Genomic DNA, 12,633 nt, shown 5'->3' with positions numbered 1-12,633 from the left:
GTATTTTATTCATAGGTTCTACATTATGTTTACATGTAATCATAACTGATTCGAAGTTCATTTGCCAATAAAACAAAAAGAACAGTCATACCTTATGGGCATGACTGTTCTTTTTGTTTTATTTTTCTAGTTCCTTCAACCAGAACATTTGAAATTCCAATTTCTCTCCTGTCGACGGTAAATAGTCGACACTCTCTTGAATTCCAATCGCTTCGAAGTTAAATGACCTGTCTCAGCTTTTATTACTTATCAGTAGCGTCGCGGCCCACCAAGCGTTCAGCCTTAGCTGTTTGTTGGAACTTGCTCGCAAACGGCGGTAATTCTTTCACCTCTGGGTATTTACGTTGTAAGGCCGTTAACAATAAACGGTCAGTTAGCTCCGCATTATTCGCTAATAACGCCCCGTGTAAATATGAGCAATACGTGTTTTTATAAATTGAGCCTTCGGTACCATCTTCCCCATTATTACCACGGCCTTTTTCAACCCGTGCCAATGGTTTTTGACCTTCACCAAGGTACGTACGTCCGCCATGATTTTCAAAGCCCACGTATTTTTCATCGAAATCAGCATTGTGTAAAATAACATCGCCGATAAAACGTTCATCGCCGTTAACGGTGTAATGAGGCATTGCGTTAATACCCGCAATTTTATTACCATCGGCATCTAAATAATATTGACCGAGCATTTGATAACCACCACAAATCGCGAGCATGACTTTCTCGTCTTCAATATATTGCGTTAAAGCCGTTTTTTTTCGTTTGCATGTCCTTAGCAACGAGCAGTTGCTCATAATCCTGCCCACCACCAATAAAGACCATGTCATATTTTGAATCATCAAAGGTTTCATCAATACTAACGGTTTCAATATTGAAGGCAATGCCACGTACTTGCGCACGGTGTTTTAATATAAGTAAGTTACCATTATCGCCGTATGTGTTTAACAAGTTGGCATATAAATGGCACATGTTTAATGACATTTCCATGTTACCACTTTCCTTTCAACATGTTCTTTTTATACAGTTCTTCTCGGAAACGCAACATCGCAGTATAGGTCGCTAAAACATAAACGTCTTCTGTTTCTACCGCTTGAATAGCATCGACTAAGCCATCGATAGTTGCACGACCCCAATCTCTTCTTCTGGAATTCCAGCCACGTTTAAACGTACGCCGAGATCATAGTAACGCTCGCCACCAACATTGTAATTTGGAATCGGCATTTCTGCTAATTTTTCAAAATTAACATCCCAAATCCAGCTCACATCGATGCCGTCTGCATAATGATTGTTCATTAATAAGAAGAGTGAAAAAGCTTCGTCATGTAAGCCAATCGTTTCAATTGCTTGGTTAAAGCCAACGGGGTTTTTCACCAAAATAACGTGCACACGCTTCGTGCCGACCTGAACTGCTTCTTGACGACCAAAGACCGCTTGATCCAACACGAGGCCGGTTTTAATTTGAGCCGTTGTGAGTCCAAATTCGCGCCCGATTGCATAGGCAGACAACGCGTTATAGCTGTTGTATAACCCACCCACCGTTAAATGATACGGTTCGTCATCGATTTGAACATCCGCTTCTTGATCCGTTAAACGAGTCACTTCATTGAGGCGGTATGTCAGTTCTGGACGTTTATACTCACAGCTTGCACAGTAATAATCACCGAGGTTGTTGTATGTAATAAAGTTATATTTTAACGGTTTCTTACAATGTGGGCAAAGTGTGGCTGTCGCATTTGTTTGCGCTTCTTGAGCCTCACCTTTTTCGAGGTCAAAGCCAAAGTAAACGACCGGATTTTTGACAGCCATATCGTGAAAAATAGGGGCATCGCCATTGACAAATAAAGTCGTTTCTGGTGTTAAGTTCGCACCATCAACCATTAATTTCAAGGTGGTGTACACTTCACCGTAGCGATCTAATTGATCGCGAAAAACATTAGTAAAGACCATTGCCCGCGGTTTAACGTATTTTGTGATGCTCGTTAAACTGGCTTCATCGACTTCTAAGATTGCCACCCGTTTTTCTTTACGGCTCGGTTGATAATTTTTCAAAAAGGTTGATGTAATCCCTTGTAACATATTGGCGCCAGTTGAATTTGAAATCGTGTCTGGATGTGCTTGCTTCAAAACGTTATGCATCAAAGCTGATGTCACTGTTTTACCATTCGTACCCGTTACAATGATGACTTCATAGTTACGTGAAATCTCTTGTAACACGGCTGGGTCTAATTTCAACGCCACCCGACCTGGGAAACTGCTGCCCCCTTTTGTTAACTTTTGAACGGTCAGGTAGACGGTTTTCCCTACTACCGCTGCCATTTTACTACGTAGTGACATGTTATTTCCCCTTCCAATCGCTTCTTTAATTCATTTCATTTTACCATAAGTTATCGCTTGACCCAAACTGTACGCTAGCTTTTGTTACGGAGGCGATGCCGTTGAATTTTCCCCGTTGCTGTCCGCGGTATTTTGGCCACTGTCACGTAGCGTTGCGGCCACTTGTATTTCGCTAATTTGGTGGCGATGAAAGCCTCTAAATCAGCCTTGTGCAAGGGGTGTTCGCTCACGATGTAGGCGATTGGCACTTGTTCCCACTGAGGGTGATACTCACCGATAACAGCGACATCGCTCACGAGCGGATGTTGTAATAAAACGTGCTCAATCTCGGTCGGATAAATGTTTTCACCGCCCGAAATAATCAGGTCACCTGCCCGTTCTTTAACGAATAAATAACCGTCAGTATCAAGATAGCCAATGTCACCTGTTTTAAACCAACCATCAATAAAATCATCCGAGTGATGCTGGTAGTAGCCAGGTGTAATGTTGCCACCACGAAGCCAAATATCGCCAACGGTTTGAGGTGGCGTGTCGCCATTACCAATCCGTAATTCAGTTTGAAACAGAGGAATGCCTGCTGATCCGAGTTTTGTTGCTACTTGATCTAACGGCATTGCTACCGCTTGAGCTGCTGTTTCGGTCATCCCATATGATGGGGTCACAGGCAGCTGCCACGCTTGGCAGGCTGTTAAGAGTTCACGTGTAACAGGACCACCACCTAACAAGACGAGTTGCACGTTAGGATGACAAGTGAACGGTGTTTTTGCTTGCATCAAGCGGTGGAGCATCGTTGTAACGACTGAGGCATGTGTGATTGCGCCCGTCGCTAACAGCTGTTGTAACTGCTCTGCTCTAAACTTGGGCGCTAGCACAACGGCACAGCCAAATAAGAGTGAACGCATCAGTATCGATAAGCCACTAATGTGAAACAACGGCACGGCACAATACCACCGAGACGTCGTTGAGAGACCACTCATCATCGCTGTTCCGGTCGCTGAGGCCAGGTGATTGCCGTACGTTTGTTGCACCGCCTTTGGATGCCCGGTCGAACCCGAGGTAAACATCAGTGATGCGGTTGTTTTAAGCTCCAGCGTTGAGCGCAATTGCAGGGGCGTTGCCGTCATGTTAGCCACTGATACAAACGAAAGAGCAGGCAGATTCGTTACGTTCAACGAATCAACCAACTCTTTAAAGTTAGTGGCATGAAGAAGCAGCGTGGCATCGCTTTGCTGCAATTGATAATTAATTTCACGTGGTGTGAGACGGTTGTTAAGAAACACCGTCACCGCACCGACTTGTTGCAACGCCAAAATCAGTTCATAGAAGTCGCGTTTATTTTCACCGAGTACAGCAACATGATCACCCGCCGCCACGACTGTTTGCAGTTTGGCAGCTAAATGAGTGACCGTTTGCCATACGTCGGCAAAGGTCAACGTTTGTTCATCAGTGATGAGCGCAACTGCTGTTGGTGTTTGTTGCACCCTTTGTAATAACCAATTGCTAACACGCATGTTTGCACCTTCTCGCCTTATGGGAATTTAGGGAATTGATCGAAGTCTGGATCGCGTTTTTCTTTGAAAGCGTCACGGCCTTCTTTCGCTTCATCTGTTGTATAGTAAAGCATTGTTGCATCGCCGGCAAATTGTTGTAAGCCAGCTAAGCCGTCTGTGTCAGCATTGAAAGCTGCTTTAATAAAGCGCATTGCTGTCGGGCTTTTCTTCAACATTTCAGTTGCCCATTCCATCGTTACTTCTTCAACCTCTGCAAGCGGCACAACTTTGTTAATCCAGTTCATTTCATACGCTTCTTCAGCTGAGTATTGTTTACACATGAACCAAACTTCTTTGGCACGTTTATGTCCAATTACGCGTGCGAGGTAGCCCGAACCATAGCCGGCATCAAAGCTCCCAACGTTTGGTCCTGTTTGACCAAATTTAGCGTTATCAGCTGCAATTGTAATATCACATACTAATTGTAAAATGTTACCGCCACCGATAGAGTACCCACGAACCATCGCGATAACTGGTTTTGGAATAACACGGATTAAGCGTTGTAAGTCTAATACGTTTAATCGAGGAATGTTATCTGAGCCAACATAGCCACCGTTACCACGTACTTTTTGATCGCCACCAGAACAGAAGGCAAGGTCACCTTCACCTGTTAAAATAATAACGCCTGTATCGGCATCATCACGACAGATTGTAAAAGCATCGATCATTTCCATTACTGTTAATGGTGTAAAGGCATTACGCACGTGTGGGCGGTTAATCGTAATTTTAGCCACGTGGTTTGTTTTTTCAAATTTAATTTCTTGGTACTCTTTTACTGGTTGCCAATCAAATGTTTTCATTGTATAATTCCTCCTATTTTTTGAACCATTTTATTAGTAGTCTATCAAATGCCTCTGGCGCTTCGAAATGGACGATGTGTCCGGCGTTAGCGACAGTAGCAATTTCAAGTTGTGGCTGAACGGCCTGCATCTCGGAAGCAAGTTGGCGATACTTCGCATCTAAGCGCCCCACAACACTAAGGATTGGGCAGGTCAACTGCGATAGCTCAGACCAATAGCTCGGTTGAGCACCGGTGCCCATTCCGCGCAATGATGCACTTAATCCCGCAACGCTATTGTGCAAGCGTTGTTGACGAAGTCTTAAACGCTGTGGTGTCGGTAACTGCTGTTGGGAGACAAAGAGGGGAATTTTTTCCCAAAAGGAAATAAAAGCCTCTAAGCCCTCCTGTTCAAGACGTTGGGCCAGTCGTTCATCATGTTCGCGACGTGCCTCTTGCTCAGTTTGTGTCCTAAGCCCTGGTGAACTGCTTTCAAGCACTAAGTGCGTGACACGCTCCGGATATGTACAGGTCAAGCCAAGTGCGAGCCTGCCCCCCATTGAGTAGCCTACAACTGCAAAGGCCTTTATGTCAAGCACATTTACAATTTCGATTAAATCAGTCACTTGCTCAGCATACGAACAGGCCGACTGTGCCGCAAGACCGTGACCCGCTAATTCAATGCGCAGGTGACGGTGATGCGATAGCTTTAAACTCGTGCGTTCAAAGGTTGCTGGACTGCCGGTAAAGCCATGTAACCACAAAATAACAGGCAGGTGTGTTGCGCCCTCATCAATCACGCGATACGAACGGTCATTGACCGTTAACTCATAACAACTCATGGTCAATCACTGCTTTTATATTATCCCATACACTGCGGTGTGTGACTACATTTTCATACCGATTTGTTTTCACTTCGATAATATTTAAGCCTTTATGGTGTTCGGCGCGATCAAGTGTGTCTTGAAAATCTTCCCAATCTTGCACAGCATGGTACGTTGCATCGTATAAATTGGCCGCTTTTTCAATTGAAATATCGGTTGGTGTTCCAAATAACTGTTCAAAATGACGTGGACTCTCGGACTGTGGTAAGAATGAGAAGATACCACCCCCATTATTATTAATCACAATCAGCGTCAAATTTAATTGATGCGTACGTGCCATCAACAACCCGTTCATATCATGATAAAAGGTGACATCGCCCATTAAGGCATACATCGGTTGTTGGGTAACGCTCATCCCCAATGCAGTTGAAATATTACCATCAATCCCATTTGCACCTCGGTTAGCGACGATTCTCACCTGTTTATTCGTCTGGATAAAGAACGTATCAATATCACGGATTGGCATACTGTTTCCAACATATAATGCGGCCTCATTCGGTAAATGTTGTTGTAATTGTGCCACGACTTTGCCTTCATCGAGCGTTTCAATCGCTGCTAAATATTGGTTCATACATGTTTTGCTCAGCCTATTTAATCGCTGCCATTGGTCATACCACTCACTGTCACGTTGTGCTTGATCGACTGATGCAAGCAAGCCTTCGACAAATACTGTTTCATCACAGTGCACCATATCAGTAGCTGCTTTAATTGGATCACGCCACATTGACCCTGGGTCGATGATAATATGACGAGCATCAACAAGCGTTTCAAGATACTGACTTAAAAATTTTGAAACAGGCATTGCCCCATTCGGATGATGACCTCTGCTCTAACTTGTTCTTTCACACTCGCGAAACGAAAGAGACTGTCATATTGATCAATCACCTGATACTCATTCTGACCAAAAGAACGCAGTTGTGACAGAGGATCGGCTAAAACAGGAAAACCCAGTTGGTGTGATAATTGCACTATTTGTGCTGCTAATGCTGGTGCAACCTGTAAATCGCCCATGACAATCAAGCCTTTTTTACCGTGACACAGGGTTAACATTTCTGCCAACAATTCCGAGCTGACTGTCTCGTTGGTCGAATAAATATGCACGTGATGGCGCTTCTGTTCGCCGCTGAACGGCGATGGCTCTAATAATGGCATCAATGGCTGTCTTAATGGAAAATTCAAGTGAACAGGTCCACGAGGGGCTTTTAAGGCGATATCTACTGCCCGAGCACCTTGCCACTTCGCATAGTTGAGTAATTCGGCACTCGCCTCAGGCAAGGCCATCTCCACAAATTCTTTCACATGGTGACCGTATAAATGAATTTGATCGATTGCTTGGGGTGCACCAACACCTCTCAATTCATGTGGACGATCTGAAGTGAGTACCACCAACGGGATGTTCGATAAATTCGCCTCAACGACAGCTGGCATGTAATTGGCAGCTGCTGTGCCTGAAGTACACAATAGCACAACAGGTCGTAATGATGCTTTTGCTAACCCGAGTGCAAAAAAACCAGCTGAACGTTCATCGATATCGATGTAAATTTTCAAGGTCGGATGTTCTGCCATTAACATCGCTAATGGGGTTGACCGCGAACCTGGACTAATAACGGCCTCTTTAACGCCGGCTTGTACGATTTCTTCGATAAATGCGGCTAAATATTGCGTCATTTCAATTTGATGTTTTGTCATTGTGAGCGCCTCCTAATAATCTTAACATCGGTTGAAACTTCAAGGCTGTTTCATTCCATTCTGTTTGCGGCTCTGAGTCAGCCACGATGCCACAACCAGCAAATAATCGAACCTGTTGGTTAGCTGCCACAAGTGAACGGATACCAACGGCAAACTCGCCATTTTCACTCGCATCGTACCACCCAATCGGGGCTCCGAAAAAGCCTCGAATTTGTGGTTCTTCTTGGGCGATCCACTCGAGCGTTTTTTGTGAAGGAAACCCTCCTAACGCAGGGGTTGGATGCATTTTTTTTGACCAAGCTTAAAAATGATGTCCCGGCATTTAATTGTGCCTTAATCGGCGTATATAAATGTTGGATGTCGCGGTTGCTTAAGATGGCTGGTGTCTCTTGATAAACCATATCATGACATAACGGTTTTAGCTTAGCTGTAATCATATTCACAACAATTGCATGTTCATGTCGGTTTTTAGCATCGGCTAATAGTACTTGCGCTAATTGGTTGCGTTCGGTGTCTGTTGAACCGGTTTCGATTGAACCGGCTACGCCTGCTGAATAAATCGTTTCAGCTTCCTTAAACAGTAAACGTTCAGGTGATGCACCTAAAAAACTAGTTCCTTGATAACGCATTAAAAAGCGATAGCAGTTTGGTTGTTGGCTAATTAACGTTGCCATCACCTGACCACTGTGCAAGTCTCGCTTAAGTTCAACTGCTTTTTGACGCGACAACACCACTTTTGTAAAACTAGTAGCCTTAATCGCATCGATGCTTTTTTGAATCATCATTGTCCAATTGGCTGGTGTAATTAAATCCGTTTCACTCACAATCGCATTGTGTTCATTAATCTGTTTTTTTACCGATAACACGATTTTCGACCGCAGTTCACGTTCGACTTCTGCCACTGTTTGATGCGGTTGTACTAAATAGTTCAGAGTGATTGTATCGCGGTCAACTGTACTACGCCACATCACTTCGGGCAACATGAACAGCTGTCTGCCATAGTTTTGCCAGATTGTCCCATCTGTTGGGACCTCCGCATTAAAGTTAAAGCCGCCAAAAATAAGCGGTTCGCCATCACGTGTTGAGCCATCTGTATATAAAATCGCGTTTGCTTTCAAGTTATCCCATGCACGCTGAATACTAGCAGTCGTTGTATCAAAGACCTTGATACTTTTCAACCCTAAAAAGCGTAACTCATCATCAGGTGTTTGCCAATAAAACGCATCTTCACCAGGTGATAAATTGGTTAATAATGTATTGAAGTCATTGTTCGACTGTGTTTGCACCCAACTAATTAAGGTGGCTTGGTCGCTCTGTTTTGCTCGCTCAACTCCTTCTTCAATTAAAGCAGTTACTGTCTTTACTAATTTCATTTTATATCGCTCCTAAATAGATGGGCTTATTGATGTTAGTGGCCCTACTTATCCTCAGTTTCTAACTGTTCTTGTTCTCAATAAGCTTATGTTTACTATGCCACAACAATTATAACAAAAAATAGCGTGCTATCATACTTTTACTTATTGTTCGACTACTTTAATATGGTATAGTTAGATTTGAATAACGTTGGATAAAAGGAGAGGATTTTTTTGAAACAAGGTCAGACACCAAAACTGGCTCGTATAACACAAAATAAATGGTGGAAACTTTTACGCCCACACACGTTGGCTTCGAGTTATGTTCCTGTATTTGTCGGTAGCGCCGCAGCATTACACTATACAACATTTAAGGTGTTACCATTTTTAGCAATGCTTTTTGCAGCCTTTTTAATTCAGACAGGTACGAATTTGTTTAATGAGTACTACGACTATAAACGTGGGCACGACGATGAAAATAAGGTCGGGCATGGTGGGGCTATTACAAACGAAAAAATGTCAGCAAGCTTCATCCGTAACCTTGCCTTTTTAAGTTTTATCATCGCCTTACTACTCGGTCTGTATTTATGTGTGACTGTTAGTTGGTATTTAGCCCTCATCGGTCTTATTTCGATGATTGTTGGTTTTTTATATACCGGTGGGCCACTGCCAATCGCTCATACGCCTTTAGGTGAATTGATGGCCGGCTTTTTCATGGGTGGTATTATTACCTACATTAGTTTCTTTATTCAAACCGATTTCATCAATCAGGTGATTGTTTATCTCTCATTGCCGTTAATCTTAATGATTGGTAATATGCTGTTAGCCAATAGTTTACGTGATCTTGAAGAAGATACCCGTAACGGTCGCTTAACACTGGCCATCCTCTTAGGGAAACGTTGGGGCACTGTCTTATATGCAGCTCTCTGGTTAATTTCTTTTGGTTGGACTTGGTCACTCATCTTCACGATTCATTTAACACCATTCTTATTGTTAACTCTAATCGCTATACCTCCTGCTGCAATCTCTGTCATCGTCTTTTGGCGTCAAACAGAAGTCATCAAAATGATTCCAGGTATGGCGAACTGTTCAAAAGCGATTAAATATTACGGATTGCTAACGACCTTAGCCTTATTAATTAGTTTAGCCTTTTAAAGCTCTCCCACTTCGAAGATTATCCGAAGTGGGGCTTTTTTTGATGGGTTCTATAATTTATAGTGTTGGTGACGAAATATGTCGCTAACACTATTTTTAGGCAAAAAAAGAGAAACATATATAAATTCCCTTTAAAATAAAGTCGCTGAACCAATCCAAAGGAGGAATTATATATGTCTCATACCACTCATTCGATCGCATTTTCTACAGGAATTAAAGCTGTAAATATAAACTCCACTGAAAATTGGTGTTCTCGTCAAAAAGTGAACGGTACTGAGGGTATTTGTTATTTCGAATCACTCACTTATAAACCAGAGCGCTGCTCTCATTATGGCAGAACTTCTAAAAATTTCAACATCATCACATATGATGTTAAGACGTCGCGTATCGCTATACACCTTTGTTCAAATAGATGATGACCTCTCCTGGTATTATAAATTACTTGACTCACTTGAATGAGTCATTCAAAGCAACTGACAGTTGTCTTTGACCAGCGTAATTTTTAAGCTTACAATGCACTTCTTCATCAAAAACATAGCGCTGTTTCTCACTATTTTTAAAAAACCTACGAACGTTACGTAAATATTCAGACGCAATCACTAATAGTTTTATCTATCGTTATTCAAATGGACATTTAGAAGGCATCAATAACAAGATTAAGCTTATCAAACATGTTAGTTTTGGTTATCAGAATTTCACTAATTTTCGAAATCGCATTCTTCTCTGCATCACTAATTAATCATATACAAAAAAAGGATTGTAGAACTTAATCTACAATCCAAAAAGCTTCTTAATTTAAGCGAAAGTTTACTCACCAACACTATTTGACATAGAGCCCATTATTTCAACAAAAAAACATCAGCTACTCGAGCTAATGCTTTAAAAGATGACCCGTACGGGATTCGAACCCGTGATACCGCCGTGAAAGGGCGGTGTCTTAACCGCTTGACCAACGGGCCTTAAAAAATGAAACGGAGAAAGAGGGATTTGAACCCTCGCGCCGCTTTCGCGACCTACACCCTTAGCAGGGGCGCCTCTTCAGCCACTTGAGTATTTCCCCTAACTCCGCAAGTAGGGCTCGAACCTACGACAACACGATTAACAGTCGTGTGCTCTACCAACTGAGCTATTGCGGATAACAATGGGCCTAAATGGACTCGAACCATCGACCTCACGCTTATCAGGCGTGCGCTCTAACCAGCTGAGCTATAGGCCCTGTTTTTTGTGCTAAAGCGAGTGATCGGGATCGAACCGACGACAACAGCTTGGAAGGCTGTAGTTTTACCACTAAACTACACTCGCATATAAAAGGCGGATGATGGGGATCGAACCCACGCATGCCTGAACCACAATCAGGTGTGTTAACCACTTCACCACAACCGCCATTATTTTAATGGCTCAGGACAGAGTCGAACTGCCGACACACGGAGCTTCAATCCGTTGCTCTACCAACTGAGCTACTGAGCCTTACTAAACGGTCTGGACGGGACTCGAACCCGCGACCTCCTGCGTGACAGGCAGGCATTCTAACCAGCTGAACTACCAGACCAAAAACGTGTTTGCAATCTCTTGCAATTGCGGGAGCTGGATTTGAACCAACGACCTTCGGGTTATGAGCCCGACGAGCTACCAGACTGCTCCATCCCGCGATAATATAAATGATACATGATAAAAAGGAGGATGAGGGATTCGAACCCCCGCGCGATTTTACTCGCCTGACGGTTTTCAAGACCGTTCCCTTCAGCCAGACTTGGGTAATCCTCCGGAAATATAATAGCGGCAGAGGGAGTCGAACCCACGACCTTTCGGGTATGAACCGAATGCTCTAGCCAGCTGAGCTACACCGCCATGATGTTTATTGCATTTTTTATTGAAAAATAATGGTGGAGCCTAGCGGGATCGAACCGCTGACCTCCTGCGTGCAAGGCAGGCGCTCTCCCAGCTGAGCTAAGGCCCCATTAATCGGGTATGATATTTCGATTGTAAATTCATACAATCGGGAAGACAGGATTCGAACCTGCGACCCCTTGGTCCCAAACCAAGTGCTCTACCAAGCTGAGCTACTTCCCGTTCGGTAATGCGCCCAAGAGGAGTCGAACCTCTAACCGCTTGATTCGTAGTCAAGTACTCTATCCAGTTGAGCTATGGGCGCTCATTTTAAATTGTGTTACAATGCCGAGGGCCGGAATCGAACCGGCACGGTGATCACTCACCGCAGGATTTTAAGTCCTGTGCGTCTGCCAGTTCCGCCACCCCGGCTAATATGGGTATATTCTACTTACAAGCGAAAGACGGGATTCGAACCCGCGACCCCCACCTTGGCAAGGTGATGTTCTACCACTGAACTACTTTCGCGTATGAGCCGTGCTGGGCTCGAACCAGCGACCCTCTGATTAAAAGTCAGATGCTCTACCAACTGAGCTAACGGCTCTTATCTGTTTGTTTTTGTCAACAAAGATAAGTATAACATTTTTTTTGTTGTTTTAACAACTATTTTCCGAATTTTTTTTCAAAAAAATATATGCCGACTGCAGAAGTCGAATCCGCGACCTACTGATTACAAATCAGTTGCTCTACCAGCTGAGCTAAGTCGGCAAAAAAATGGTGGGGGTTGACGGGCTCGAACCGCCGACCCTCTGCTTGTAAGGCAGATGCTCTCCCAGCTGAGCTAAACCCCCATTGCTTGGCGACGTCCTACTCTCACAGGGGGAAACCCCCAACTACCATCGGCGCTAAAGAGCTTAACTACTGTGTTCGGGATGGGAACAGGTGTATCCTCTTTGCTATCGTCACCAAACATGTGTTTGAATTTCATCTAACCATCGTTCTTCATCGTTGTCTCCTTCGTCTCAATTGTCACATACAAACGTATGCTCCGCAATCAACTCATTGAC

9 protein-coding genes, 19 tRNA genes, 1 rRNA gene and 2 pseudogenes are annotated in these 12,633 nt (G+C 43.7%); 2 read left to right on the top strand and 29 right to left on the bottom strand.

The features are described from left to right. Positions 1-242 precede the first annotated feature (242 nt). From BCAMP_RS08560 to BCAMP_RS08530, 9 genes and pseudogenes are all read right to left on the bottom strand, one after another. Positions 243-713 (bottom strand): type 1 glutamine amidotransferase, encoded by a 471-nt coding sequence (locus BCAMP_RS08560; RefSeq protein WP_269479281.1) that lies wholly within the window; start codon positions 711-713, stop codon positions 243-245. A gap of 13 nt (positions 714-726) precedes the next feature. Next, a complete protein-coding gene (locus tag BCAMP_RS14760; protein ID WP_269479280.1) occupies positions 727-984 on the bottom strand; it encodes a hypothetical protein in 258 nt (85 codons plus the stop codon). Between the two features lie 117 nt (positions 985-1,101). Then, a complete protein-coding gene (locus BCAMP_RS08555) occupies positions 1,102-2,331 on the bottom strand; it encodes a Mur ligase family protein (protein WP_232217960.1) in 1,230 nt (409 codons plus the stop codon). A 74-nt stretch (positions 2,332-2,405) separates the two neighbouring features. Next, on the bottom strand, positions 2,406-3,842 hold the full coding sequence (locus BCAMP_RS08550; RefSeq protein WP_035315002.1) for an o-succinylbenzoate--CoA ligase: 1,437 nt from the start codon (positions 3,840-3,842) through the stop codon (positions 2,406-2,408). Positions 3,843-3,859: 17 nt separating this feature from the next. Beyond that, a complete protein-coding gene (gene menB / locus BCAMP_RS08545) occupies positions 3,860-4,681 on the bottom strand; it encodes a 1,4-dihydroxy-2-naphthoyl-CoA synthase (RefSeq protein WP_035315001.1) in 822 nt (273 codons plus the stop codon). 13 nt (positions 4,682-4,694) lie between these two features. Further along, positions 4,695-5,501, bottom strand: a complete 807-nt coding sequence (gene menH / locus BCAMP_RS08540) for a 2-succinyl-6-hydroxy-2,4-cyclohexadiene-1-carboxylate synthase (RefSeq protein WP_035315000.1) — start codon at positions 5,499-5,501, stop codon at positions 4,695-4,697. Next, a pseudogene (gene menD, locus BCAMP_RS08535) lies at positions 5,488-7,232 on the bottom strand (2-succinyl-5-enolpyruvyl-6-hydroxy-3-cyclohexene-1-carboxylic-acid synthase). The gene menH and the pseudogene menD overlap by 14 nt, the downstream one beginning before the upstream one ends. Next, complete coding sequence (locus BCAMP_RS15090) at positions 7,213-7,464, bottom strand: chorismate-binding protein (RefSeq protein ID WP_408605189.1); 252 nt, start codon at positions 7,462-7,464, stop codon at positions 7,213-7,215. Before BCAMP_RS15090 ends, menD begins: the two are co-directional and overlap by 20 nt. After that, complete coding sequence (locus BCAMP_RS08530; RefSeq protein ID WP_051456985.1) at positions 7,397-8,605, bottom strand: chorismate-binding protein; 1,209 nt, start codon at positions 8,603-8,605, stop codon at positions 7,397-7,399. Before BCAMP_RS08530 ends, BCAMP_RS15090 begins: the two co-directional genes overlap by 68 nt. 213 nt (positions 8,606-8,818) lie before the next feature. Here BCAMP_RS08530 and BCAMP_RS08525 point away from each other — a divergent pair, with 213 nt between their 5' ends. Both BCAMP_RS08525 and BCAMP_RS13150 read left to right on the top strand, forming a co-directional pair. Then, entirely contained in the window at positions 8,819-9,739 is a 921-nt protein-coding gene (locus BCAMP_RS08525) for a 1,4-dihydroxy-2-naphthoate polyprenyltransferase (protein WP_051456984.1), read from the top strand. Positions 9,740-10,304: 565 nt separating this feature from the next. Further along, positions 10,305-10,478, top strand: a pseudogene (locus BCAMP_RS13150) (transposase); the annotation flags it as partial. 148 nt (positions 10,479-10,626) lie between these two features. Here BCAMP_RS13150 and BCAMP_RS08520 read toward each other — a convergent pair. From BCAMP_RS08520 to rrf, 20 genes are all read right to left on the bottom strand, one after another. Further along, positions 10,627-10,698: transfer RNA gene (locus tag BCAMP_RS08520), tRNA-Glu, on the bottom strand. 13 nt (positions 10,699-10,711) lie between these two features. Beyond that, positions 10,712-10,799: transfer RNA gene (locus BCAMP_RS08515), tRNA-Ser, on the bottom strand. A gap of 3 nt (positions 10,800-10,802) precedes the next feature. Then, positions 10,803-10,875, bottom strand: a tRNA-Asn gene (locus BCAMP_RS08510). A 6-nt stretch (positions 10,876-10,881) separates the two neighbouring features. After that, positions 10,882-10,955, bottom strand: a tRNA-Ile gene (locus tag BCAMP_RS08505). A gap of 15 nt (positions 10,956-10,970) precedes the next feature. After that, a tRNA-Gly gene (locus BCAMP_RS08500) sits at positions 10,971-11,041 on the bottom strand. Between the two features lie 8 nt (positions 11,042-11,049). Further along, positions 11,050-11,122: transfer RNA gene (locus BCAMP_RS08495), tRNA-His, on the bottom strand. Between the two features lie 11 nt (positions 11,123-11,133). After that, a tRNA-Phe gene (locus BCAMP_RS08490) sits at positions 11,134-11,206 on the bottom strand. An 8-nt stretch (positions 11,207-11,214) separates the two neighbouring features. Continuing rightward, positions 11,215-11,288 (bottom strand) — tRNA-Asp (locus BCAMP_RS08485). A gap of 26 nt (positions 11,289-11,314) precedes the next feature. Beyond that, a tRNA-Met gene (locus BCAMP_RS08480) sits at positions 11,315-11,388 on the bottom strand. Between the two features lie 25 nt (positions 11,389-11,413). Next, a tRNA-Ser gene (locus BCAMP_RS08475) sits at positions 11,414-11,503 on the bottom strand. A 10-nt stretch (positions 11,504-11,513) separates the two neighbouring features. Beyond that, positions 11,514-11,587: transfer RNA gene (locus tag BCAMP_RS08470), tRNA-Met, on the bottom strand. A gap of 33 nt (positions 11,588-11,620) precedes the next feature. Then, positions 11,621-11,696, bottom strand: a tRNA-Ala gene (locus tag BCAMP_RS08465). A gap of 39 nt (positions 11,697-11,735) precedes the next feature. Next, positions 11,736-11,809: transfer RNA gene (locus tag BCAMP_RS08460), tRNA-Pro, on the bottom strand. Positions 11,810-11,817: 8 nt separating this feature from the next. Next, positions 11,818-11,891, bottom strand: a tRNA-Arg gene (locus BCAMP_RS08455). 21 nt (positions 11,892-11,912) lie between these two features. Beyond that, a tRNA-Leu gene (locus tag BCAMP_RS08450) sits at positions 11,913-11,998 on the bottom strand. 24 nt (positions 11,999-12,022) lie between these two features. Beyond that, a tRNA-Gly gene (locus BCAMP_RS08445) sits at positions 12,023-12,094 on the bottom strand. 3 nt (positions 12,095-12,097) lie between these two features. After that, a tRNA-Lys gene (locus BCAMP_RS08440) sits at positions 12,098-12,170 on the bottom strand. Between the two features lie 91 nt (positions 12,171-12,261). Continuing rightward, a tRNA-Thr gene (locus BCAMP_RS08435) sits at positions 12,262-12,334 on the bottom strand. Between the two features lie 7 nt (positions 12,335-12,341). After that, positions 12,342-12,417 (bottom strand) — tRNA-Val (locus BCAMP_RS08430). 3 nt (positions 12,418-12,420) lie between these two features. Next, positions 12,421-12,536 (bottom strand): 5S ribosomal RNA (gene rrf, locus BCAMP_RS08425). Between the last annotated feature and the right edge of the window lie 97 nt (positions 12,537-12,633).

Source organism: Brochothrix campestris FSL F6-1037 (assembly GCF_000525915.1).
Taxonomy (GTDB): Bacteria; Bacillota; Bacilli; order Lactobacillales; family Listeriaceae; genus Brochothrix; species Brochothrix campestris.
This window is presented reverse-complemented; position numbering and strand designations above follow the sequence as displayed.